A 24,784-nucleotide genomic window follows, 5' to 3' on the forward strand; every position below is an offset into this window, starting at 1 on the left:
GCTCGGAGGTCTTGTCTAAGGTCGGCGCTGATGCTGCGTTCACTGTGGGCTGCGCAGCAGATGCGCCCCGCCCCAGCGCAGTTCGCACCGTCGGCGCAGATGACAGAATTCGCTTTGCCTCCGCCAGTTCGGATGCGGCCTTCCGTGTCTTCTTTGCCTGAGCCAGCTTTCCGTGGACGTATTCCTCGATGGGATTCGCCTCGACTAGCACACGTGACCGCTTCTTGTCTTTCCTCTCCTTATCGATTTGCTGGCGTAGTTTCAGGTTGTGCCGCATCACGCCCCAGCCCCCTTGCGCCTCCAAGAGCCCCAACTCAACGCCGTCAGGTTGGAACGCACGGACACAGCGAAGATCATCGGCATTCAGATAGATAAGCAGGCTCTTTCCGATCAGATCCGTGCTGCAGGCCAGGACGCTGCTTGTGTAGCGCACGCCATACAAGTTGATGTGCGGTCGAACGCCCCGGTCGAGGTATGCGCGCACTGTGCAACGCCTGGCCGATTGCATCAGGCACAGCGTGCGGGCCCGATGTTCGGGCAGCCATGTCACCAACTGTTCCTTGCCCCGAATGAAATACTCCATCGCCTCAAGTGGCGTGACATTGTTCAGGCTTGCATGCGGCGTACCGTTGTAGCTCGCGATCGCGTATTCGACCAACTCCTCCAACTCGTCAAACGACACAAACAAGCGTAGCTTTCCCTTGGGATCGGCCAGCGCGCGCCGCAAATCGCGGGGATGCGAACCCGTATAGCCAGGCAATCTGGAAGACAGTCTGCTCGCAATGGTCCCGAAGAAGCGTTCGATGTAGGGTCGATCATCGGGACTGTACTTCGGCCCTGCGTCTGCACAACAGCCAACGAATTCGCACAAGGCATCCAGTGTCTCCTTGGCGAGGTTCGCCTTCGGATTGTCAAGCTTCATCCACTCCCAGGTGTGTACGCGAGCTCCGGCAAGCGCTGTGAGGGAAAGCCGTCGTGCGCACCGTAGACCAATCCAGGAATCGTGAAGTCGCGCGGTCGATGCGGTTCCAGGGCCGACTCGATGGTCTTGATGACGTCGTAGCGGCAATACTCGCGACCCAGCGCAAGGTGATAGCCAAGCACCGCACGCGTGCAGACGTCGATGATTGCGAGCAACCAAACGCGTTCGATCTCGAACTCATGTTCAAAGCCCAATGCATCGCGTACTACCACCTTCAGCCGGATATCGAGTCGGTGACCGTCGAACTCCACGACCTGATAGGGGCGCATGGCCGGCCGACTGTCCGACTTGTCGTAGTGCGGAAGCCCCTTCAGGTGCGTGGCGCCTGCTGCCCGTGCCGCCGTGCGGAAATTGCGCAGCAACTCGACTTTAAGCCGCGCGGATAGTGACCGAATGGCACGGCCATCCGTATTGAAGGGGTAGTCCACCGCCGTCAGACCGAGGGACCGGCATTGCCACAGAAACTCCGCGTGCAGTACATGCAGGCCAACCAAGCGTGTCTGTAGTCTTCCATCGGTATGAACCTGTTCGAGCGACACGCGGCGCTGTTTTACTTTTAGGAGCAGCCATCCCGAGAGCGTCGGAAAGCGCTCTAAGAAAAGCGCGAACGCGCCCGCTTTACCACTTCCGTCTTCGCTGGGTCGGCCATTGAAGATGGCGGCGCGCACAAGCACTGGGTCACCTTTCGAGAACTCGCGCTCGATGGCTAGAAGCGGCTTTGGACTGGCGACAAAGCGCTCGACCGCGTCGAGCAGTGACACCGACACGAGACCTCGCGTGGCTACGATACTTGGCAGCATGCGCTGCCAGTTGTCGATCCAGATGCGTGATGCTGCCTGTTCGGCCGCGTCGACCAGCCGGACATTGAGCACATCAGCGCTCAACTCGAGCCCCTCCTTCGTTTCTTCGTCGATAACTGGATTCGGGCAGGAGTACCAACTCCTGCCGATCGGAGTGCGAGACCAGGAAGTCTGCAAGGTATCGCCGTCCGCGAAACTGAATGAACCCGGGACGCTCACAAAAGTGGGCGATTGCCGGATCGGATTCGATCAAGACCCATTGGTCGAACGCACAGCGTCGGTAGAAAGTGAGCCGCCGCTTCAGCTTCGGACTGAAGGCTTCGAAGCGGTGCGCGCCGCGCGGGCGGACGAGCGCAACCGGCTCCGCTATGTGCAGAGAATCTTCCATAAGATCAATGCCTTACGAGCGGGATTCGAAGTCTAGGATGCCAATTGACGAAATTAATCCGGACTTATGCGAATTGACGACTTTGCTTCGCGGGGAGTGCAAGCAATATTGTCAATTCACCGGCCGGACCTCTATATACTGCGCGGGTTCCAGGCAGATTCCGGAGTGACAGAATTGCTTGGTTCTACGCCATCTGGCCGCCACTACGACCCAGCTGGCGCCTGGCTGGCGCGCTACACGGCTCTGGTGCAATTAGCGATGTCGAATCGGTTAGAGTGTCGGGGTGAACGAATTGAGAGCCGACGATGAGCAAGCGGAAGAGCCTGGACAAGTTGTTTGCAGGCCGTCACTTTGACCGCGATGTGATCATTCTCTGTGTTCGCTGGTACCTGCGCTACAAGCTCAGTCTGCGGGATCTTGTCGAGATGATGGCGGAACGAGGCTTGTCGCTGGCCCACACGACGATCCTGCGCTGGGTGCGGCGCTATGCGTCGGAGTTCGTCAAACGCTGGAACCGTTTCGGCACGCTCGCGGGACGGTCGTGGCGTGTCGACGAAACCTACCTGAAGATTCGCGGCAAGTGGGTCTACCTTTATCGGGCGGTTGATCGGGCCGGCCAAACGGTTGACTTCATGCTCTGTGCAAAGCGCGACGTGGCCGCGGCCAAAGCCTTTTTCATGCAGGCAATCAAACATCAAGGCCAGCCGCCGAAGACCATCACGCTCGATGGCTATGCGGCTTCCCACCGCGCGGTGCGCGAAATGAAGGCCGATGGCCTGCTGCCTGAAGACACAAAGGTCCGATCCTTAAAATATCTCAATAACCTGATCGAACAGGACCATCGCAACGTCAAGTCCCGGACGAACGTCATGCTCGGCTTCAAACGTTTCAGGAGCGCGGCAACCACTCTGGCCGGCATCGAGCTGATACACCGCATCCGAAAAGGCCAGTTCGACCTCGCAAAACTGCGGGCTCAAAGATACTGCTGCGCCCGCTGTCTGGAATGCAGTCCTGTCGGCTCAATAAAATATTCAATCTATAAGCAACAGCTCGTCCATACGGGTTATTTGCACCAGAGCCCTGTTTCAAGCGTCATTGCCTTCCAACTGATCTTTCACAGCTAGGTATGACGCCTGCAGCAAAGCCTTCGCGTTGCGCTCAGCGCCATCGGCGTCGCGCGCAGCAATAGCAGCCACCAGCCTCTCCCAGTCTTCCGCCGACTCCATGCGGCGTTGAGCGGTGCGGAAGCTGATCGATTTTTCCCGGATGGCATACCGCCACACCGCATGGTTGCTCAGATCCTCATAGATCGAGACTAGCCGCTTGCGCCCGTTGGCAGCCACGAGCAGGCGTTGCGTTTCGATCGAGGTACTAGCGTAGTCGGCTGGCTCCGTGGTCGGGTCATTGGCCAGATTGCGCAGTTTCGCGGCCTGCGCCTGCAGCGTTGTGATCAGTTCATCTGATCCTTTCTCGACGGCAAGGCGGGCAGCCAGGCCGAGCAACTGCGCCCGTATATTGAATATCTCTTCGATCTCGCCGGCGTCAACCATCACGATGCGGGCACCATAGCGGGCGACGCGCTCGACGATGCCACGCCGCTCTAGCAGGGCAATGGCTTCCCGGATGGTGCTCCTGCTCACGGCGAAGCGTTCCGCGAATATCTCCTCCTTCAGGCGCTCGCCTGGTTCCAACGCACCTTCGGCAACAGCCGCAAGCAACTGTTCCGCTACTTGCTCGGGAAGCGACTTGGCCAGGCGGCCGACTTGGACCGCCTGGGATTCAAAGAAGGAATTGAGGCCGGACATAAGGAAAGCTCAAGAATTTGTGAGGCCAAGTATATCCGTCCAGACCCTCCGCGCCCGAATGCCGCGGAATGCCCCTTTCCTCATCAATGTTGTTTGTCGACATAAGACAGACGACAATATATACTAGCTGCACCCCTCCAGCGAGGTGGCATCGAACAATCGTCCCGGAGATAACGATGAGCAATATCGAAGTGCGTCCGCTTGGCTACGCAGCAGGCGCAGAGGTTCTTGGATTGGACCTGCACAAGCCCCTGTCAAGCACCGAGGTGGATCAGGTGAATGCCGCATGGCACCAACACCTCGTGCTGGTCTTTCCTGGCCAGGATCTGACGCCGCCGCAACTGATCGAATTCACGGGCAAGCTGGGTGACATTGAGCACAATGAAAATGTGCCCTATTACAGACACCCGGAGTATCCTGAGGTGCTGCTGGTCACCAATAAACAGGTCAACGGCAAGCCGTCCCAGACGCGGAACACCGGCCGCAACTGGCACGCCGACCTCTCCTACACCGATCGCCCCGCTAAAGGGTCCGTGCTGATGTGCAAGGAAAAACCGGATGTCGGGGGAGATACGATGTTTGCCAATATGTACATGGCTTACGAGACGCTCAGCCCGATCATGCAAAAGTTCGTCGATGGCCTGGAGGCTGTGCACGACATCACGCTGATCAAGGGTTTCAACCGACGCGACCCCGCCCAGGTCGCTGACCTGAAGGCCAAGAACCCACCCATCGTCCATCCCCTGGTGCGAGTCCATCCCGACACCGGTCGCAAGTCGCTGTTCGTCAGCGAGCGGGTCCGCAACTTCGTCGGCATGACCGAGGAAGAAAGCCAGCCTATTCTCGATTTCCTCAACATGCATGCGACCTCGCCGGAGTTTGTCTATCGGCACCGCTGGAATCCCAACGACGTGGTGATGTGGGACAACCGCTGCACGCTGCATATCGCGCTGAAGGATTTCGACCAGTCCCAGCCGCGCCACATGATGCGTTGCTCCATGCTGGGCGAAAAATCCGGCTACGTCCTGCCCGATGAGCACGAGGAAGGCTCGGCCAAGAGCGCACTGGTCGCGGTGTCCTGAACTGCAAGCCCGGCACCATCGAATAAGGAGGAGACATGAAGCGATACATCGACAAAGCGGCCAGACGCGCCGTGGTATTTGCCTTGCTGGCTGGGATGGCTGCCATGGCTGGCGTGGCGGGGCCAGTTCGCGCCGAACCGCCAGTGCGGATCGTCGTGGGATTTCCGCCGGGCGGCACAACAGACGTCATCGCGCGCCTGGTTGCTAATAACCTGGGCGCCAGGCTGGGCCGGACAGTGATTGTGGAAAACCGGGCTGGCGCGAGCGGGTCGATCGCCGCAAGCATGGTTGCCAAGGCCCCCGCTGATGGCGATACGCTGCTGTTCGCGCCGAGCAGTCATGCGACCAACGCGACGCTCTACGCCAACCAGCCGTTCGACACCGAGAAGGATTTGGCGGCGGTCGGCCTAGTGGCAACCACGCCCTATGTGCTCGTCGTCAATCCCAAGCTGCCGGTACACTCGGTTCCCGAACTGGTGTCTTACCTAAAGGAACACCCCGGCAAGCTGGCCTATGCTTCGTCGAGCCCGGGAACGGGCCAGCACCTGGCTGGCGAACTGTTCAAGAAGGCGGCGGGTGTCGACATGCTCCACGTGCCCTACAAAGGCAGTTCCGCCGCCCTGCCCGACCTGCTCGCCGGCCGCACGCCAATCATGTTCGACAACATCGCCGTGATGCTGCCGCACATCAAAAGCGGCTCGCTGCGCCCGCTCGCGGTGACCAGCAGCAAACGCTCGCAGCTGTTGCCCGACGCGCCAACGGTGGTTGAGACAGGCTTGCGTGACTATGAAGTGCTGGGATGGTTCGGGCTGTTCGCGCCGGCGAAGACCTCGCCTCAGGTGATTGGCACCTTGAGCACCGCCTTGAATGCTGCGGCCGAGGAGCCGGCATTCAGGAAGCAGCTTGCCGAACTGGGCGCTGAGGCCGTGCGCAGCACGCCGCAGAAGACCGATACCTTCGTGCGCAACGAAATCGGGAAATGGCGCGCCGTGATCCGGGAAGCCAAGATCACCCTCAACTGAGCTGAACCGTACTGAAGTGAACCGAATAGCGGCCGGACAGCTCCCACCACCTGTGCCCGTCCCGGCCGGGTTCTCCTCTCGAATCCTGACTACAAGCCGCGCCCCCACGCGGTGCCCGATGGCCACTCTTTATCTATCGAAGCGATGCCTGACAACGCGAGTACCCGCTCCGGCGGTCAAATCCTGGTTGATGCCCTCAAGGTGCAAGGCACCGATATGGCCTTTTGTGTGCCGGGCGAAAGTTACCTGGCCGTGCTGGACGCACTGCACGACACGCAAGACACGATCCGCCTGGTCACCTGCCGCCAGGAAGGCGGCGCCGCATTCATGGCCGAAGCCTACGGCAAGCTGACTGGCAGGCCGGGCATCTGCTTTGTCACCCGCGGGCCTGGCGCGACCAATGCCAGCATCGGCGTCCACACCGCCTACCAGGACTCGACGCCGATGATCCTGTTCGTTGGCCAGGTCGGCAGCGATTTCGTCGACCGCGAAGCATTTCAGGAGATCGACTACCGGCGTATGTTCGGCCAGATGACGAAATGGGTTGCCAGTATCGACTCGGCGCAACGCATTCCCGAATACGTCAACCGCGCCTTCCAGATCGCCATGTCTGGCCGGCCCGGACCGGTCGTTCTGGCGCTGCCGGAAGACATGCTGACCGCAAGCGCCACGGTGAGGGACACCGCGCCATGCCAGATTGCCCAACCATCGGCGAGCAGCAAGGACCTGCGGACGCTGCGCAGCCTGCTCTGCAACGCCCAACGCCCCCTGATGATTCTCGGCGGAAGCGGCTGGACCGCCGAAGCCTGCCGCGACATCCAGCGCTTCGCCGAAGCGGCCGGCCTGCCCGTTGCTACCGCATTCCGCCGTCAGGACCTGTTCGACAACCGCCATCCCAACTATGCCGGCAACATCGGGCTAGGCATGAGTCGGCAACTGACCGAACGCGTGAAACAGGCAGACCTGCTACTGGTGGTTGGGGCCCGGCTGGGCGAGGCCACCACCAATGGCTACACCCTGGTCGATCCCATTGACGCGCGCCAGACGCTCGTGCATGTCCATGCGGCCGCCGAAGAGCTCGGTATCCTTTACCAGCCGGCCCTGCCGATCAACGCAGCAATGCCACGCTTCGCCAGCCAGCTGGCCGAACTGGAAGATATCCCGTGCGGCCCCTGGCGGCAATGGATTCTCGACAGCAACCGCGAGTATCTGGCCGACATCGAGCCACAGGCGCAACCGTTTGACGTCGACCTCGCCCTGATCGTCAAGGGGCTCGCGCAAGCCCTGCCGCAAGACGCCATCATCACCAATGGCGCCGGCAACTATGCTGGCTGGGTCCACCGCTACTTCCAGTACAAGCCTTGGCGAACCCAGTTGGCGCCCACCAACGGAGCGATGGGCTATGGGGTGCCGGCAGCAGTGGCGGCCAAGCTGGCTGCGCCGAAGAGAACCGTGGTCTGTTTCGCGGGCGATGGCTGCTTCATGATGAATGGCCAGGAATTGGCCACGGCTATCCAGCATGACGCTGCCGTGATCTTCATCGTTGTTAACAACGGCGTGTTCGGGACCATTCGCATGCACCAGGAGATGCACTACCCCGAGCGGCCATCCGGCACGCAGCTGGTGAATCCGGACTTCGCCGCACTGGCGCGCGCCTATGGCGCGCACGGCGAAACCGTGACCTCCACCCAGGACTTCGCGGCCGCATTCGAACGCGCACGATCGAGTGGCAAGGCAGCACTGATCGAAGTCCGTACCGATGTCCGCGCGGTGACGTCGCGCCGCACTCTCGCCGACCTTCAGGCGAGCCTCCCTCAGTAAGGCCGGGTGGCGGGCACCGCCAACTCAGCCAGTCTCCGATGAAAGGACTCAAATTGTCCGATATCTACGAAACACTTGCGCTCTATATTGAAGGAGAATTTGTCGAATCCGATGGCCGCCGGACTGAGGAGGTGCGCAATCCCGCCACGGGCGAGGTCCTTGCGCACTTGCCGCACGCCAGCCGTGCGGATCTCGACCGCGCGCTGTCCGCGGCCGAACGCGCCTTCGTATCCTGGAGCAAGAGCTCTCCGCTGGATCGCTCGCGCATCCTGCGCAAGGTCGCCGAGCTCGCGCGTGAGCGGGCCTCCGAGATTGGCAGGAACATCACGCGAGACCAGGGCAAGCCGCTGAGTGAAGCCATCGCCGAAGTCCTGAGCTGCGCGGAGCATGCCGAGTGGCATGCGGAGGAATGCCGCCGCATCTACGGCCGCGTGATTCCGCCGCGCCAGCCAAATGTGCGTCAGATCGTGGTGCGGGAGCCAGTGGGTGTTTGCGCCGCGTTCACCCCATGGAATTTCCCGTTCAACCAGGCCCTGCGAAAGATGGTGGCCGCGCTGGGCAGCGGTTGCACGCTGATCCTCAAGGGACCGGAAGATTCGCCCAGCGCCGTCGTGGCGCTGGCGAGGTTGTTCCACGATGCCGGCCTGCCTCCTGGCTGCCTCAACATCGTGTGGGGCGTGCCGTCTGAAATTTCGGATTACCTGATCCGCTCGCCGAGCGTGCGGAAAGTATCCTTCACGGGTTCAGTCGGTGTCGGCAAACAGCTCGCCTCGCTGGCCGGTGCCCACATGAAGCGTGGCACATGGGAACTCGGGGGCCATTCGCCGGTGCTAGTCTTCGACGATGCGGATGTGGACACCGCGGCCACCATGCTTGCGCGCTTCAAGGTCCGCAATGCAGGGCAGGTCTGCGTATCGCCGTCCCGCTTCTTCGTGCAGAGCAAAGTGTACGACCGCTTCGCCGCGCGGTTTACGGAAACACTGGCATCGATCAAGGTCGGCAATGGCCTGGACAGCGGTGTGGAGATGGGCCCACTCGCCCACGCCCGCCGCGTGGTGGAAATGGAAGCCTTCGTGGACGACGCGCTTGCCCGCGGCGGAAAGATTGCCACCGGCGGCGCCCGGCTAGGTCACACCGGCCATTTCTTCGCACCGACCGTCGTTACCGACCTGCCAGCAGATGCTCGTCTCCTGACCAACGAGCCGTTCGGCCCCATCGCGCCACTGCTGCGCTTCAGCGATCCACAGGAGGCTATCGCGCGAGCCAACGCCCTGCCCTTCGGGCTGTCGTCCTATGTCTTTACCGAATCACTGAAGACGGCGACGTACGCGAGCGGCGCGCTGGAGGCCGGCATGGTCAACATCAACCATTTCGGCAGCGCCCTGGCGGAAACGCCGTTCGGCGGTGTCAAGGACAGCGGTGTCGGCAGCGAAGGTGGTACGGAGAGTTTCGACGGCTACCTGGTTATCAAATACATCACGCATTGCTAGCGGGCAAGTGCCGCGCAAGCACCTTGCGCATTCATTGACCGGCGCCGCAAAACAACTACACAAGGGTAAAGGAGAACGACCCATGGCACTCAAGACCATTCAGGAGATTCCCCGGGAAATCCCGGTCATCGCCGAACCCGACGTCCTCGTCGTTGGGGGAGGCTCCGCCGGCCTTGCCGCCGCCTGCGCTGCATCGCGCGGCGGCGCGCGGACGATGCTGATCGAACGATACGGCTTTCTTGGAGGCACTTTCGCCGCGGTGACGCTCGGCGGCATCTGCGGTACGCATATGATTGTTGACGAACAGCGGCTGGCGCGCGTGGTAGGCGGCATCTATCTCGAACTGGAAGATAGGTTGAAGCAACGCGATGGCTTCCTCGATCCGCTGCGCCACGGGAAAATCGTCGGCTCGCCGTATGAATCCGTCGCATTCAAGATGGTCGCGGATGACATGGCAGCGGCCCATGGCGTAGACGTGCTGCTCCACACCTATGCCGTCGGCGTGCAGAAGGACGGCCAGCGAGTCACCGCCGTGATCGTGGAGTCCAAGGCGGGCCGCGGCGCCATCGTGCCGCGCGTGGTGATCGACGCGTCCGGCGACGGCGATGTCGCTGCGCATGCCGGCGCGGGTTTCGAAGTCGGCAAAGGCGACGAGAGACAGTTCGGATCGTCGATGTTCCGCTTCGTCAACGTGGACGTGGCGCGCGCCGCGCGCCTGACCCGCCCGCAAATGCGCGACTTGCTGGAAAGCGCCGTCGCCGAAGGCTATCCTCTGCCCCGCACCACTATCGGCATGCATATCAACCCGATCGACGGCGTGTTCCATCTCAATGTGACCAAGTTGGGCGATGGCGACGGACTGCCGTTCAACCTGCTCGACCCGGCCCAGCTGACCGAGGCCGAGCGCACCGGTCGACGCCAGGTATCAATGTACGAGGAGGTATTCCGCAAGTACGTGCCTGGATTCGGCAAGGCCCGGGTCATCGATATCGGTGCCGGCGTCGGCATCCGCGAGAGCAGGCGCATCCGTGGAGACATAACACTGACGGAAGCCGATGTGCGCGGGTGCGTGAAACCGGACGACCGCATTGCCTGTTCCTCGTGGGCTCTCGAGAAACACGGTGCCGGCCGCGACACCGTCTGGGACTTCCTGCCCGACGGCGAGTGGTACGGTATCCCCTATGGCTGCCTGCTGGTGAAGGGGTCCGACAACCTTGTTGTGGCTGGCAGGAACCTGTCTGCCTCCCATATGGCGCAGGCTTCCGCGCGAATCGGTGGCGCCTGCTTCGCCATGGGCGAGGCGGCCGGGACGGCAGCTGCCATGTGCCTGGCGCATGATGCCAATCCCCGGGCAGTGCAGGTGAAGCCCTTGCAGGCACGGCTGGAAAGCGAGGGTGCGATCCTGACGCCGCGCGCCTAGGCACCGCGTCACTTTGCCAATCCAAGGCCCCGCGAGGCGACCAGATATACAAGGCATGAGCGGCTCGTTACCAGCAAGGCAGCATGCGAGCGGTTGCAAACGCGTGGCTCGCCCGGAGCGGATTACACTCCGAGGCGCATGCCATTGCCCCGAACTCCACGATGAAACAGACGCGCCAGCGGGATGGCGCGCGGCGGCGCCTTTGCCCCAGCAGCGTATTGCTGCTCGAAGTCAGAGCGCGGTCGCGGCACTTGTGGAACGTGGCCCGTCGAGACTCTGCCTTTCCGCTGGAAGCTTACCGTGCCGCCGTACACCTGGACCTGCGGCGATGCCTTGAGCGCGATGCGGTTCGGGAAGCAGTGGTGCTGGTGGCTTGCGCGGCTGAATTCGCGCTGCCGCTAGCCCCGTTACTGCTTGAACGTTGCGCAAGCAAGGTCGCGATCTCGCGCGACCCTGCCTTGCGTTCCCTGTACTGGGCGTCCACTCGCCGCTTGCATCAGGCAGGCCGCACGCCCTTGCCTTGGCGGGATGGCCCGGCCGGATAGCGGCCTGTCCGGTGCGATATGGCTACGCGCGAGAGGTTCGCCCTGCTCGACGATAGAACCAGCCGGCCAGGCGTGAAGGAGAGCGTGCAAAAGATGGGGAGGCCACCGAGGGAGGGCCGCTCGAGCATCTGGGCGCCGCGCCGGCTCCGTCTGGGCTACGCTGATCGGTATCGCAACGGAGGGAGCAAACCATGCGGTTGATCATCGAAGCCAGGTTGGCCGACGAGGGCAGCGACACCGGCCAAGACGTTGACGGAGTCGTGGCCGTGATTGAGCGCCCTGACTGTAGCCTTGCCGACATGGGCCTGACCCTCGCGGAGGGGCGGTCGCTGTTGGCTAAGGTGCAAGCCGAGCTGGTTTCGATGCAAGTGGAGGGGTGGCTCTCCGGCCAGACCCATTGTCGGCGCTGCGGCGAGGCGTTGAGCCACAAGGACAATCGTTCGACGGTGGTGCGCACTGTGTATGGCAAGGTGACCGTGAAAAGCCCGCGACTGTGGTCGTGTGCTTGCCAACGGACTGTCCGGACGCCGCGGTGTGTGGTTCATCCCTTGTCTAAAGCTCTGACTAATCGCACCACGCCCGGAGCTGAAATACCTCCAGGCGAAGTGGGCAAGCCAGATGCCGTACCGGCAGGCCACCGCTATGCTTAAGGAAGTACTGCCGCTGGACAAAGGCATTTCGTTCAGCGGCGCGCGCAATCGAATTCGAACCATTGGAAGACAACTTGATGCTGACATCGAGCGCGACATCGCGAAGCTGCCCCATTCGGTAGCAGACGTTCAGATTCGCGAATCCAGGCATGTCGCGGCCATGAGCGTCGACTCGGCGTGGCTGCGGCATTGCGACTCCGAGAGAGGTCTTGGCCGCCATGTCCGCCATGTCAACCTCATCGCCGGGCGAGCGACATTCACTGACAGTCCGCCAAAGTTCTATGCCTATGTGCATCGGGAAGTCACCTCGGCTGCGGCGCGACTCGATCATTTCCTCAGTCGAAACGGTGTGGCGGCCGATGAACGCGTGACCGTGATCAGCGACGACGCCGGTGAATTTGAGAAGACCGTACAGGGTAGTCGACTCGCTCGCGGCAGGATTCTCGATTGGTTCCACATCGCCACGCAGTTCAACGCAGCGCAGCGTTCTGTCTTCGGCAGCAAGATGATGGACGCACTGGAACGAGAGGAACGAGAATCGATAGAGACTGAAATAACTCACGCCAGGTTTCTAGTCTGGCATGGCAAGGGCCGCAAAGCCTTGGAGCGCATCAAGGCACTGGACGCTCAGCTGCTGACGCGGACAGGGTATGAGTACAGCACGCTGTGGGAGCACCTACGTAAAATCTCCTACTACCTGAGGAACAACTCAACTACGTTGGCCAACTACGGCGCTCGGTATCGAAAGGGCCTGCCAATCAGCAGTAGCATCGCGGAGTCCGCGGTGAACCAAGTCGTGAGCCATCGCATGGCTAAGAAGCGACAGATGCGCTGGACGGACCAGGGAGCGCATTGCCTGGTGCAGGTCAGGGTCGCGGTTTTAAACGGGGAACTCTCACCCAACCGCATCTCGGCGCTTGAGCTCGCTGTCTCGCGTCTCAGCCAATCCACCAGGCCAGCATCGCCAAACTTGCACCGGTCGCCGAACAAAACACGCCGTGATCTCGCGGAAAGTCCGGGCGCCTGACGAAATCGGCCTCCCCAACTTTTGCACGCTCTCCTTCACGCCTGCGCGCACGCGGACCCGAGTGGGAAAGCCGGGCCGCGGTGCTGGCCAGCGCCTCGGCGCACTGGCTGCGCCATACCGCGGGGTCGCACATGACCGATCAGCAGGTGGACCTGCGTTTCGTGAGGGACAATTTCGGGCACGCGTCGATTTCTACCACCAGCGCTTACCTGCACACGGAGGACGATGCGCGGCATGAGGCTACGCAGGAACGCCACCGGATCGGTTGGACGCGCGAAGGGTGATGGCGCAAGCCCTGGCCTGGATGCCTGGTTCGGCCAATGCCCCGTCGCGGCGCGGGCGGCAACGCGAATCACAAGGGATTGCTACAATCGCGCCACATTCTTAATGGCTGGACACGATGGGCTTCGAACAACTGGCGGCATTGAAGGAACAACTGGCAAAGCAAGCCAAGGCCGCGCCACAGGCCAAAACGCGTCGCGCACCCCCGAAGGCTTCGGCCCGCCCAGCGGAACCCGTTAAGCCCGTCGATCCGGTGCTGCAAGCCATCGTGAAGTTGCAGAAACGGTTCCCACAAACCTTTCCGAAGAATCCTGCACCCAAGGTGCCGCTCAAGATCGGCATCTTTGAGGATCTCGTCCCGCACGCGCAGGAACTTGGCCTGACGGAGCCGGCATTGCGCGATGCAATACGGACCTGGTGCCGCGGCACCCGCTACTGGGCCTGTCTGGTGGAAGGCGCACCGCGCGTGGATCTGGCGGGTCAGGAGGCGGGACGCGTTGCACTCGCCGATGCGAACCGGGCGCAGGGCCTGCAAGCCCAACGTGCGGCGCGCGTGTTATCTCGCCCCGAAACCGCGTCGAAACCCAGCTGAACTGGGATAGGCGCCCGCCTTGTCGGCGCGGACGTCGGGCGACCACAGATTCCAGGGCTGCGTACACAAGTGTCGGCACGATGACGAACACACGCGAGCCCGCCCGGGTTCGACGCAAGGCCGTCGCCGACCACAGCTCGTGGATGGTGACCGGCAGCAGATGCCGGGACACTGCTGGATCGGAGGGATGCCAAGCGCGAGCTATCCCCATATTTCTGCCAAGCCCTTATTAATTTGAGACGGGATCAAAATGCTGGCGATTAATTGCGTTTTAGCCCCGGGCAGCCTAGTAATCCGTCAAGCGCCTGCMGTCCAAAGCGCGCCACATCCGGATCGTCTACGAGGCAGGCCCTTGSGGCTATGGCCTCYACCGCGACTTCATCCWGAAGGGATTCGACTGCATGGTGTGCGCGCCGTCACTGATYCCGAAAAAGCCRGGTGAACGTCAAGACCGATCGGCGCGATGCGGTAAGCTAGTGTTGCAGATCGCTATTTCGGCTAATGGCGACCTCTAATTACGCAAATGTGGGTGCCCGCCAGGATAGATGAAGGAAAACCGCTCTTCTCCTGCCGATGCTCGCGAGTGCTTTCAATGGAGATCTCCCTGGCGCGCAGGTCGTGGCGTGAACGCGGATCGCCAGAATACCCCTATTTTCCCGATCTTTCGTGCGGTCATACGCATGGCTCTACCGAACTGTCACCCTCCCCGTCCGCCCTGCCCGCCCAGCAATAGAATTTCGCCGACACCGGCTCGGCGTAGCCCGCGTTAGCCGAATTAATGATCCGCTGAGCCGCATTAGCGGAATCGTTGGACATGGACGGAAAATGGCGTTGCTCTTGCACAACGGCAAAAATCGCCACTGAACGGCCGTCTCGCCATATAGATCAATGGTTTACAGCCATGTGATTGCTAGCGGATATAGCGGTCGCCGCTAGCGGAGGGAGTGGCCAAAATTGGGGGCACCTTCTATGACGCAGGGATTACATTAGAAAATCCTTCGATTCGCCTGTCGGGCGGGTACCAACGCCTGAAATTGCGTATGTCCTCGCCATTGAGAACGGCACATCGCACCTGCAGCAGTGCATTGGCTCCCGGCATAGTCCAACGCATGTGCCCATTCCTCTTCATGCGTTGACCAATCACATAGTCGACGACCGATTCCGCTCCCGCGCTTGAAATAGGCAGCCCTTGCGCACGTCGCTGCTGATAGTTGACGAGATGGCGGGAGCAGCATCGCAGATAACGAATCACCCGCCCTCGTCCAGCGCCGGAGCACCTTGCCTTAGTCCTCGCCGTCGACTTGGCAAAGGATGCGATGCGCCAGGCGTACGTGTGGGCGGTCGATCATCGCATTGCCAAGCCTCGCCACACCCGAGGCGCCTACCTTCGAAAAGGCATCGACCACCGATCGTGCCCAACGCACTTCCTCTTCCTGTGGCAGAAATGCCTGGTTTATCGCATCGATATGGGCCGGGTGCGCTGCCGCCTTGGCGGCAAAGCCATCGCGCCGAGCCTGCGCCGCTTCCACGCCGACCTGGTCGGGATCAGCCAGGCTGGTGCTCACCGCGTCGATGGCATCGATCCCCGCCTGCGCAGCGGCGAGCAGGCACATAGTGCGCGCGACCGAGAACGGTGAGGTCAGTTCACGCCCGGCATGCGCGGAGAAGGCGCCCAGGTCGGCTGCAAGGTCGTCGACGCCCCACATCAGCGCGCGCAACCGCATCGGTGCATTGCGATACGAGGACAGGCCGAACACACCTTCAGAGGATTCTGTGGCCATCGCGATGATGCCTATTTCGCAGGCGCTATCCAGCAACGCGCACTCAAACGCCGCGAGGAAGTCCGCAAGGCGATGCACGTCCTCGACGTTGCGGCATTTCGGCAGCACGATGGCGTGGGGTCGGTGCGCGACGATAGCCGCGAGATCCTTTAGGATGTGCCCGGACGCAAGCCCATTGACCCGTACGAGCAACGCCGCGTTCATCGACGCACGGTGTTCGGCCAGGAAGTCGGCCAGTCCGCGACGGGCCGCCAGCTTGCCGTGTTCCGGCACCGCGTCCTCAAGGTCGAATACGAGGCCGTCCGCACAAGACTTCAAGGAAGCAAGCAGCTTTCGCTCGCTATCGGCCGGGACGAACAACAGCGAACGTAGCCGGTGCGGCATGGTGGTTTGCATGGGTGATCTCGTCCTGCGTAGCGGTTCAGGCGTGGCTGCAACCACGCCTTCCTTGACGTCTGGGTACTCCTGGCGATGCCAGCGCCGGGGCGTGGCACTCAGTTCCAGCAAGGATAAGTAGGCCGTTCACCCGAGTCAAATAATTTATATCATTTCGGCGTGCAATCGATCACCTAGCGACTCGAGCCACATGCGTTGCCTGCGAACGCAGCTTGACACAGCAGAGAAACAAGCCTACAGTGAAATTAAATCATTTAGATCAATTGCAACCGGACAATGGCTGCAGTCAGGTAGACTTCGGGGACGACGCCAGATCCATCAGATCGCCCGCCTCTCCCGAACCTCCCTATGCACAAGGACGCAACTACAGTGAACCAACATGTGACTCTCGAAGCGATCGGGGTGAACGATTTCGGTATTCCCCTTTTTGCGGAGGTGAAGCAATGACCGATCGTACACCCGCCGCCTATTTGGGGAAGTCGCAGCAGCTCGCGCAGGAGCTTCTGGCCCGCATCGCGGCCTCCGACAAAGAGCCCGGCCAAACCTTCGCCACCGAGGCGGAACTGCTGCAGCAGTTCGACGTGAGCCGCCCGACACTGCGCGAAGGGATCCGTATCCTCGAGTCACAGGGCGTGCTGGAGCAGCGCCCGGGGCCCGGTGGTGGCCTGGTGATACGGCGGCCGAATATCGAGATGCTTGCGCATAGCTTCTCGATCTTCCTGCGCTTCAATGACGTGCCTTTCATCACTGTGCTCAAGGCCCGAGAAGTCATCGAACCGGCACTCGCGGCCGAGGCAGCGCGTTGCGGGACCGAAGAGGATTTCGAACAGATGGCCGCGTCGATCGAACGCATGAAAACGATGAACGACGACGATCAGATCGCTTTCGTCGCCGAGAACCGGGAATTTCACAGTGTTGTGGCACGCGCAAGCGGCAATCAGGTGCTGGAAACGTTCTGGGGCACCATCAGCCTGCTCGCGCACGGCGAGCACCATGGCGTGCGCTACACCTTCGGCAACCGTAAGCATGTGATCGCAGCGCACGAGCAAATCCTCGATGCGTGCCGCCGCCGTGACGCACGCGCGGCTGTGAAAGCCATGGCTGAGCACGTCGGCGAGCTGGAACACCTGGTGCGCGACCACTACCAGCACCTGCTGGAGCAGCCGATGCGCGTACGCGAGCGACGCCGCTAGGCGCCCGCCCCCCCCAACCCATCATCAACACTGCAACTCCCGCGCGGCCTGGCCGGCGCGGGGGCTGGAGACCTGCACGCCGAATTCAGGCCGTGCCACCGGAGGAAGACAGCAAATGAGCAATACAAGACTCCAACTCACTTCTGAACAACGCGCACTAGTCGGCACCGTGCGTGAGCTGGCGCGTGACCGTTTCCGCGACCGTGCCAAGAAGTGGCTCGACGGCACGTTCCCATGGGAGAACCTGCGCGAGCTGGCCGAGATCGGCGTGCTGGGCATGTCGATTCCCGAGGAGTACGGCGGCTCGAACCTGCCGGTGTTCGACACCGCGCTGGTGCTCGAGGAAGTCTCCAAGGTCTGCTACGCCACCTCCATGGCGCTGATGGGCGAGGTCGGCGTGCAGGTACGCGTGATCTCCACCTATGCCCCCGAAAGCATGAAGCGCGACATCCTGCCCAAGGTCTGCTCGGGCGACGCCATGCTGGCGGTGTGCATGACCGAGCCGCACGCCGGCACCGACGTGCCCAACTACCGCACCAACACCACCATCAAGGGCGATCGCGCCGTGGTCAACGGCGTCAAGACGCTGATCAGCCGCGCCGATGAGGCCGAATGGTTCGTGGTGTTCAGCCGCATCAACGGCCAGCCCGGACGCGAGGGCATCGGCTGCGTGCTGGTGAACCGCCATACGCCGGGCTTCAGCGTCACCGCCCGCTACCACACCATGGGCGGCGAGAACCTGGCCGAGATCCAGTTCGAGAACTGCGAGGTGCCGGTGGAGAACGTCATCCTGCGCGAGGGCGGCTTCAAGAAGCTGCTGTCGGCGTTCAACACCCAGCGCTGCCTGAACCCGAGCGTGTCGCTGGGCCTGGCCGAGGGCGCCTTCGAGGAGGCCATCAAGTACGTGCGCGAGCGCCAGATCTTCGGGCACTCCGTGGGCGAGTTCCAGGGCATYCGYTGGAAGTTCGCCGAGATGTACCGCGACATCGAGGCYGGSCGCAGYCTGCTRTACCGCGCCTGCCTGWCGGCMAATCCSTTCCCGGACCCGCACGAGGCGGCCATCGCCAAGATGTTCGTCAACGAGATGGCGATCCGGGTCACCAGCGAGGCGCTGCAGGTGCATGGCGGCTACGGCTTCACCGACGAGTACCCGGTGTCGCGCTTCTACCGCGGCGTGCGTTACGGCACGCTGGGCGGCGGTGCCACCGAGACGTTGAAGGACCTGGTCGGCAAGAAGCTGATGAGCGACTTCGACCCCGTCGACGGCTTCCTCAGCATGGACACCTTCTGATCCGATATCGACTGAGGCCACCATGCGATCTTTACTCTTCGTTCCCGCCCATGACGAGCGCAAGCGCACCAAGGGCCTTGACTGCGGAGCCGACGCGCTGATCATCGACCTGGAAGACGCCGTGCCCGACGCCGAGAAGGTGCGCGCGCGCGGCGAGTGCGCCGAATTCGTCGCGCAGCACCGTGATCGCTTGCGGCTGTTCGTGCGGGTCAATGCGCTCGATTCCGGACTGCTGCTGGACGATCTCGCCGCCGTGGTGCGGGCTCGGCCCTACGGCATCATGCTGCCCAAGTCGGGCAGCGGCCGCGACGTGGCGCTGGTCGATGTCTACCTGCGCACGCTGGAAGCACGCGACGACGTGCCGATCGGCTCGATCCGCATACTGCCGATCGTGACCGAGACCGCCGGTGCCCTGTTCGAGATGGGCAGCTATGCGCGCGAGGCGGGCCCCCGCCTGTGCGGCATGATGTGGGGCGGAGAGGACCTCGCCACCGACGTGGGCGCCAGCGCCAACCGCTCCGACGGTCAGTACACCGCGCCGTTTGCGCTGGCCCGCAGCCTGTGCCTGTTCGGCGCGGCGGCGGCGGGCGTGCCGGCCATCGACGCCGTCTACACCGACTTTCGCGACCCGACCGGGCTGGCCGATGAAGCACGCGCGGCAAGTGCCGCGGGCTTCAGCGCCAAGGCGGCGATCCACCCGGCCCAGATCGAACCCATCCATACCGCTTTCACCCCCAGCGAGCAGGCCGTGCGCCATGCCACCGCCGTGGTCGCGGCGTTTGTGGCCCAGCCGGCCGCCGGCGCCGTCAACATCGACGGCCGCATGTTCGACCGCCCGCACCTGAAGGCAGCACAACGCATGCTCGAGCGTGCCGGCCAGCCGGCCGCGCAGGGCTGACCCCGGCACGAGGCCGGACACCATCAAAACATTTCGGAGGGACAGCATGTCAGCAGCAACCCCGGGCGCCGCCAGCGACCGTACTTCCCAGTACCCGCTATCCGGCATTACCGTCATCGATCTTTCGCACGTCTACAACGGCCCCTACGCCACCTTCCTGATGGCCATGGCGGGCGCCAACGTGATCAAGGTCGAGCCGTTCGAGGGCGAACACCTGCGCAGCCGCGGCGACATGGGCGGCGCGGCGCTGCCGTTCGCCATGCTCAATTCCAATAAGCAGCCGGTCACGCTCAACCTCAAGAGCGAGCAGGGCCGCCAGTTGCTGCGCGAGATGGTCGCGCGGGCCGACATCCTGGTCGAGAACTTCGCGCCAGGCGTCACCGAGCGCCTCGGCATCGGCGCCGAAGACCTCCACAAAGTCAATCCGCGGCTGATTTACGGCTCCAGTTCCGGCTACGGCAAGTCCGGCCCGTATCGCGACTACCCGGCAATGGACCTGGTGATGCAGGCCATGTCCGGCGTCATCAACTCCACCGGCTTCCCTGACCAGCCGCCGGTCAAGTCCGGTGCCGCCATCTGCGACTTCATGGCCGGCATCCACCTGTACGCGGCAATCATGACGGCACTCTACGAGCGCGAGCGCACCGGCAAGGGCCGGGTGGTCGAGGTCTCCATGCAGGACGCGACCTATGCCTCGCTGGCCTCCAACCTCGGCATGCTCCACGCCCGCGGGGCCGAGGCGCCGGCCCGCACCGGCAACCGTCATGGCGGGCTCGGCATCTCGCCGTACAACGTTTACCCGACCACCGACGGCTACGTGGTGCTCAACGCCCCCGGCGACCATCATTTCCGCGCCATCCTGGACGTGATGGGACATGCCGATCTGAAGGCAGACCCGCGCTTCCTCACGCGAGGCAGCCGCGTCGCGAACTTCGCTGCCGTGGACGAGCTGATCGAGAGCTGGACCCGCACGCTACCCAAGGCCGAGGTCGCGCAGCGCATGCTTGCGGCAAAGGTGCCCTGCGCGCCGGTGCGCGACCTGGGGGAAGTCATGCACGACGAGAACATGCATGCACGCGGCAGCCTGCAATGGGTAGACCACCCCGATCTGGGCCGGGTCGTCCTGCCCCATTCGCCCCTGATATTTGAAGGCACCGGGCGGCGCGCCATCGAGCCAAGCCTGCCGCTGGGCGCCAGCAACCACGCCGTGTTCGGCGATTGGCTAGGCCACTCCGACGGGGAACTGGCAGCGTTCGCGGCCAATGGCGTGATCGGCAAGCCTGCCAGCGAAGAGCTGACGACCAAGGAAGCGCAGGCCGTCTGAGATGACAACCCGAGGATCGCGAATGCTACGAGCAGACGAGGTGGACACGGCGCGGCAGCCGGATGGCCGCGACTGGTTCGGCTTACGGGGCAAGGTGTGCGTCGTCACGGGCGCCGCGGGTGGCATCGGTTCGGAGGTGGCACGCACCCTCACCCGCGAAGGGGCGCTGGTGGGCGTGCTGGACCGGGCCGGTTCCGCCTGGCAGCCGGTGGTCGAGGCCATCCTCGCGGAAGGTGGCAAGGCAATTGGCCTGCCCTGCGATATCGGCGACGAGGCCAGCGTGACGCACGCGGCGGCGCGCTGCGAGAGCGAACTCGGCCGGTGCGACGTGCTGGTGAATAACGCCGGCACCATGCACCCAGCCGGCCTGCTCGCCATGGACATGGCGGAGTGGGACCGTGCGATGGCGGTGAACCTGCGCGGCGCATTACTCTGCGCGCGGTCTTTCGCGCGCCACATGATGGCGGCGCGCCAGGGCGCGATGGTCCACGTCGGTTCTATCTGCGGCAGCCAGCCGCTGCCGCAGGCGGGCGCATACAGCGTGACCAAGGCCGGCCTTTCCATGCTGTCGCAACTGCTGACACTGGAGTTGGCAGAGGCAGGCGTGCGCAGCAACGTGGTCAGCCCGGCCCTGGTGCGCACACCGCTGAGCGAAGCCTCCTACGAGGATCCCGACATCCTCCGGCACCGCATCGCGATGGTGCCCTCCGGCCGCATTGCCGAGCCCCGCGACATCGCGGAGATCGTGCTGTTCGTGGCAAGCGAGCGCGCAAGCTATATCAACGGGCAGGAGATCCTGGTCGACGGCGGGCTGAGCCAGCAGTTAATGTCGATGATTCCTCGCGCCCCGGCGACCGGCGCCCGCTGACGTTACTGGTTGACTTCGAAGGCTTATGCGCCTACCGTAATCAAAATCATTTAAATGAATTAAACGCGGCTTGCACCGGTCTCACCGGTCACCGCCCACTGGAGGAGAGACACGTGGCAGGTTCGGCATCATCCACGGCAAACGCCAACGGCGCGCACGGCGCCCAACCATTGACCGACAAGGGCGAAGACTTCGCCCTGACGGTGGCCCGCTTTGCTTGCGGACTCAAGCTCGACAACCTGCCGGCCGCCGCCATCGCCGCCGCCAAGACCAACGTGTTCGACACGCTGGCCTGCGCCGCCGCCGGTTCGACCGCGCGCGGCATCGGCGACGTGCGCGGACTCGCCGCCGAGTGGGGCGGGGCCCCGCAGGCGACCATACTCGCGTTCGGCGACAAGGTGCCAGCGCACCATGCGGCATGGGTCAATGGCTGCATGGCGCATGCGCGCGACTACGACGACACCCACGACGCCGCCGTGTTGCACGCCGGCGTGTCGATCATCCCAGCCGCCCTCGCCGCCGCCGAATGGCGCTTCGGTGTACCTGGCAGCGACTTCATCGCCGCCGTCGCGGCCGGGTTGGAGACGATGTGCCGCATCGGTGTGGCCACGAAGATCAGTATCATTGAGAGCGGCTACATGTATAGCTCCCTGTTCGGCTACTTCGGCGCAACGGTTGCGGCCGGACGGATATTGGGCCTGGACGAGACCGAGATGCGCAATGCGCTGGGGATCGTCTATTCGCAGGTCGCCGGTAACCACCAGGTCACGCGCGACGGCGCGCTGACCAAGCGCATGCAGCCAGGCTTTGCCGCCAAGGCGGCACTGGTGTCGGTCCAGATGGCACAGCGTGGCATACGGGGGGTGCAGGAGACCTTTGACGGTGTCGACGGCTTCCTTCGCGTCTACCTGCACGACCGGTGCGACCGCCACGCGCTGAGCGAAGGCCTTGGCCAGCGCTACGAGTTTGCCCAACTCAGCTACAAGCCCTACCCCTGCTGCCGCTTCAACCACACCGCCATCGACGCGGCGTTGGCATTGCGGGCGTCAGCGGGCATCCGCCCAGAGCAGGTCCGTCGCATCCGCATCGGCGTCAACCGCCAGGCCTACGAAGCGGTCTGCACGCCCGTGGACGTGAGAAAGGCGCCGCCCTCCATCGTGCATGCGCAGTTCAGCATGCCCTACTCGGTGGCCGCCGCCATCGTCGACGGCCACGTTGGTCTGCGTCACTTCTCCGACGAGTCGATCGCACGCGAGGACATCCTCGCGCTGGCGCAACGCATCGATATCGCGGTGGACGACCAGATCGAGCGCGAATGGGGCCGTAGTGTCACCCCTGCTGACCTGCACATTGAGATGGAAGACGGCACCTCGCACCACCAGCGCGTCGACTATCCGCTTGGCCATCCGGAGAGGCCGATGCGCACCGCCGACTTCGACGCCAAGGCCGTGGACTGCTTCCGCGCAGCGGCCATGCCGCTGCAGCAGGACGCGCCGGCCCAACTGCGCACCCTCGTCGACACGCTGGAATCGCTCGACGACGTGCGAGCACTGGTACGCGTGCTGGAACCCGTCGGCCAGGCGCACGCAAGCTCCTGATTTGCCTGATCTTGCCTGAAACCAGAATAGAGGAGATGACATGTCGGCAGCACCAAAGCACACGCCCGCAGCGCAGACCATACCCGCCCACATCGGTGGCGACTGGCGCGCGGCGCAGCAGTACCAGGAAGTGAAGGACCCCTATCGGAACGAAGTCGTCGCCCACGCGCCGGTTTCCACCGAACAGGACTGCCACGACGCACTGGCCGCCGCCCATAAGGCCAAACACGTCATGGCGGCCATGCCGGCCTACGAGCGCGCCGCCCTGCTGCGGCGCGCGGCCGATATCGTGCTGGCGCGCAGCGACGAGATCGGTCACGCGATGGCGCGCGAGACCGGCAAGGCCCTGCGCGACGCGCTGTCCGAGCCGCAACGCGCCGCCGAGACCCTGCGGCTGTGCGCGGAGGAAGCCGTGCGGATCCAGGGCGAGCATGTGCCGATGGATGCCAGCGCGATAGGCGCCGGCAAGATCGCCATGACGATGCGCTATCCGGTCGGCGTGGTAGCCGCCATCACGCCCTTCAACGGCCCGGTACACCTAGCCGCGCACAAGCTTGGGCCCGCACTGGCGGCAGGCAACAGCGTCATACTGAAGCCGTCGCCGAAGGCGCCGCTGTGCGTGCACAAATTCGTCGAGGCCTTTATCGAGGCAGGCGCGCCGGCCGGCGCGGCGAACACCCTCTATGGCGATGCCATCGGGCCGCAACTCATCAGCGACTCCCGGGTGGACTTCGTCAGTTTCACCGGCTCGATCCCGGTGGGCAAGATCATCCGCAACTCGGTCGGCATGAAGCGCGTGGCGCTGGAACTGGGCGGCGTCGGACCCACCTTCGTCCACGGCGACGCCGACTGGGCCGCCGCCGCCAAGGTCTGCGCCCGCCACGCGGTGGCGCTGGCCGGCCAAAGCTGCGTCTCGGTGCAGAACGTGTTCGTTCAGAAGCCGATTTTCGACAAGTTCGTCGAGGCGGTCTGCCGTGAGATCGACCTGATCCGCTTCGGCGATCCGCTCGACATGGTCACGGAGGTCGGCACGCTAATCGACGAACACGCGGCGAAGCGGGTCGAAGGCATGATCCAGCGCGCGGTCGAGGCAGGCGCCACGCTGCTGCGCGGCGGCCATCGCAACGGTGCGCAACTCGATGCGGCCGTGCTGGTCAATGTCCGGTCCGACATGAGCGTGGTCTGCGACGAGATTTTCGGACCCGCCATGACGATCCAGCCCTACGAAGACATCGAGCCCCACTTCAACGCCATCAGTGAGAGCCCTTACGGTCTGCAGTGCGGCATCTTCACCAACTCGCTGGACCTGGCCCTGTCGGCCATCCGCAAGGTGCGCACCGGCGGCGTGATCGTCAACGGCACCTCGCGCTGGCGCTCCGACCAGATGCCGTACGGCGGCGTCAAGGACAGCGGCATCGGGCGCGAAGGCCCGAAATTCGCCATCCGCGACATGACTGAAGAGCGGCTGTTCGTGCTGAACTGAACACGCCCAAGCCATGATCGGGCACGAGGCAAGCCGCAAGGCCGTC

Annotated in this window: 18 protein-coding genes and 3 pseudogenes; 17 read left to right on the forward strand and 4 right to left on the reverse strand. The window is 63.3% G+C overall.

Annotated elements, in window-relative coordinates; genetic code table 11:
- Together AC1DQ3_RS33310 and AC1DQ3_RS33315 are read right to left on the reverse strand one after the other, a co-directional pair.
- Positions 1 to 1,617 (reverse strand): annotated as a pseudogene (locus AC1DQ3_RS33310) (integrase); the annotation flags it as partial.
- A gap of 238 nt (positions 1,618 to 1,855) precedes the next feature.
- On the reverse strand, positions 1,856 to 2,170 hold the full coding sequence (locus tag AC1DQ3_RS33315; RefSeq protein WP_477124374.1) for a hypothetical protein: 315 nt from the start codon (positions 2,168 to 2,170) through the stop codon (positions 1,856 to 1,858).
- A gap of 305 nt (positions 2,171 to 2,475) precedes the next feature.
- Between AC1DQ3_RS33315 and AC1DQ3_RS33320 the strand changes: the two are divergent.
- A pseudogene (locus AC1DQ3_RS33320) lies at positions 2,476 to 3,196 on the forward strand (IS6 family transposase).
- A 59-nt stretch (positions 3,197 to 3,255) separates the two neighbouring features.
- Here AC1DQ3_RS33320 and AC1DQ3_RS33325 read toward each other — a convergent pair.
- Positions 3,256 to 3,975, reverse strand: a complete 720-nt coding sequence (locus AC1DQ3_RS33325; RefSeq protein WP_477124375.1) for a GntR family transcriptional regulator — start codon at positions 3,973 to 3,975, stop codon at positions 3,256 to 3,258.
- A gap of 176 nt (positions 3,976 to 4,151) precedes the next feature.
- Between AC1DQ3_RS33325 and AC1DQ3_RS33330 the strand changes: the two genes are divergently transcribed.
- The 9 genes and pseudogenes from AC1DQ3_RS33330 (at position 4,152) to AC1DQ3_RS33370 (ending at position 13,906) form a co-directional block, all read left to right on the forward strand.
- Positions 4,152 to 5,057, forward strand: coding sequence for a TauD/TfdA dioxygenase family protein (locus AC1DQ3_RS33330; RefSeq protein ID WP_477124376.1), 906 nt, complete (start codon positions 4,152 to 4,154; stop codon positions 5,055 to 5,057).
- A gap of 104 nt (positions 5,058 to 5,161) precedes the next feature.
- Positions 5,162 to 6,079: a tripartite tricarboxylate transporter substrate binding protein gene (locus AC1DQ3_RS33335; protein ID WP_477124377.1), complete on the forward strand. Its 918-nt coding sequence runs from the start codon at positions 5,162 to 5,164 to the stop codon at positions 6,077 to 6,079.
- Positions 6,080 to 6,223: 144 nt separating this feature from the next.
- Positions 6,224 to 7,900, forward strand: coding sequence for a thiamine pyrophosphate-binding protein (locus tag AC1DQ3_RS33340; RefSeq protein ID WP_477124378.1), 1,677 nt, complete (start codon positions 6,224 to 6,226; stop codon positions 7,898 to 7,900).
- A 62-nt stretch (positions 7,901 to 7,962) separates the two neighbouring features.
- Positions 7,963 to 9,390: an NAD-dependent succinate-semialdehyde dehydrogenase gene (locus AC1DQ3_RS33345; protein ID WP_042881223.1), complete on the forward strand. Its 1,428-nt coding sequence runs from the start codon at positions 7,963 to 7,965 to the stop codon at positions 9,388 to 9,390.
- 82 nt (positions 9,391 to 9,472) lie between these two features.
- On the forward strand, positions 9,473 to 10,810 hold the full coding sequence (locus AC1DQ3_RS33350; protein ID WP_477124379.1) for an FAD-dependent oxidoreductase: 1,338 nt from the start codon (positions 9,473 to 9,475) through the stop codon (positions 10,808 to 10,810).
- A 736-nt stretch (positions 10,811 to 11,546) separates the two neighbouring features.
- Positions 11,547 to 12,005, forward strand: a complete 459-nt coding sequence (locus tag AC1DQ3_RS33355; RefSeq protein ID WP_477124380.1) for a hypothetical protein — start codon at positions 11,547 to 11,549, stop codon at positions 12,003 to 12,005.
- Complete coding sequence (locus AC1DQ3_RS33360) at positions 11,998 to 13,032, forward strand: hypothetical protein (RefSeq protein WP_477124381.1); 1,035 nt, start codon at positions 11,998 to 12,000, stop codon at positions 13,030 to 13,032. The genes AC1DQ3_RS33355 and AC1DQ3_RS33360 overlap by 8 nt, the downstream gene beginning before the upstream one ends.
- Positions 13,033 to 13,067: 35 nt before the next feature.
- Positions 13,068 to 13,316, forward strand: a pseudogene (locus tag AC1DQ3_RS33365) (tyrosine-type recombinase/integrase); the annotation flags it as partial.
- A 116-nt stretch (positions 13,317 to 13,432) separates the two neighbouring features.
- Positions 13,433 to 13,906 carry a ProQ/FinO family protein gene (locus tag AC1DQ3_RS33370; RefSeq protein WP_477124382.1) on the forward strand — a complete coding sequence of 158 codons (474 nt, stop codon included), beginning with the start codon at positions 13,433 to 13,435 and terminating at the stop codon, positions 13,904 to 13,906.
- A gap of 1,283 nt (positions 13,907 to 15,189) precedes the next feature.
- Here AC1DQ3_RS33370 and AC1DQ3_RS33375 read toward each other — a convergent pair.
- Positions 15,190 to 16,047 carry an HpcH/HpaI aldolase/citrate lyase family protein gene (locus tag AC1DQ3_RS33375; protein WP_477124383.1) on the reverse strand — a complete coding sequence of 286 codons (858 nt, stop codon included), beginning with the start codon at positions 16,045 to 16,047 and terminating at the stop codon, positions 15,190 to 15,192.
- A gap of 479 nt (positions 16,048 to 16,526) precedes the next feature.
- Here AC1DQ3_RS33375 and AC1DQ3_RS33380 point away from each other — a divergent pair, with 479 nt between their 5' ends.
- The 7 genes from AC1DQ3_RS33380 (at position 16,527) to AC1DQ3_RS33410 (ending at position 24,738) form a co-directional block, all read left to right on the forward strand.
- Positions 16,527 to 17,276: a FadR/GntR family transcriptional regulator gene (locus AC1DQ3_RS33380; protein WP_477124384.1), complete on the forward strand. Its 750-nt coding sequence runs from the start codon at positions 16,527 to 16,529 to the stop codon at positions 17,274 to 17,276.
- Positions 17,277 to 17,391: 115 nt separating this feature from the next.
- Positions 17,392 to 18,567 (forward strand): acyl-CoA dehydrogenase family protein, encoded by a 1,176-nt coding sequence (locus AC1DQ3_RS33385; protein ID WP_477124385.1) that lies wholly within the window; start codon positions 17,392 to 17,394, stop codon positions 18,565 to 18,567.
- Positions 18,568 to 18,589: 22 nt separating this feature from the next.
- Positions 18,590 to 19,465: an HpcH/HpaI aldolase/citrate lyase family protein gene (locus AC1DQ3_RS33390; RefSeq protein WP_477124386.1), complete on the forward strand. Its 876-nt coding sequence runs from the start codon at positions 18,590 to 18,592 to the stop codon at positions 19,463 to 19,465.
- 46 nt (positions 19,466 to 19,511) lie between these two features.
- Positions 19,512 to 20,789: a CaiB/BaiF CoA transferase family protein gene (locus tag AC1DQ3_RS33395; RefSeq protein WP_477124387.1), complete on the forward strand. Its 1,278-nt coding sequence runs from the start codon at positions 19,512 to 19,514 to the stop codon at positions 20,787 to 20,789.
- A 22-nt stretch (positions 20,790 to 20,811) separates the two neighbouring features.
- Positions 20,812 to 21,657 (forward strand): SDR family NAD(P)-dependent oxidoreductase, encoded by an 846-nt coding sequence (locus AC1DQ3_RS33400; RefSeq protein ID WP_477124388.1) that lies wholly within the window; start codon positions 20,812 to 20,814, stop codon positions 21,655 to 21,657.
- A gap of 113 nt (positions 21,658 to 21,770) precedes the next feature.
- On the forward strand, positions 21,771 to 23,255 hold the full coding sequence (locus AC1DQ3_RS33405) for an MmgE/PrpD family protein (protein WP_477124389.1): 1,485 nt from the start codon (positions 21,771 to 21,773) through the stop codon (positions 23,253 to 23,255).
- Positions 23,256 to 23,295: 40 nt separating this feature from the next.
- Positions 23,296 to 24,738 (forward strand): aldehyde dehydrogenase family protein, encoded by a 1,443-nt coding sequence (locus AC1DQ3_RS33410; protein WP_477124390.1) that lies wholly within the window; start codon positions 23,296 to 23,298, stop codon positions 24,736 to 24,738.
- Positions 24,739 to 24,784: the final 46 nt, after the last annotated feature.

The sequence above is a fragment of the Cupriavidus sp. 01T418 genome (assembly GCF_056398885.1).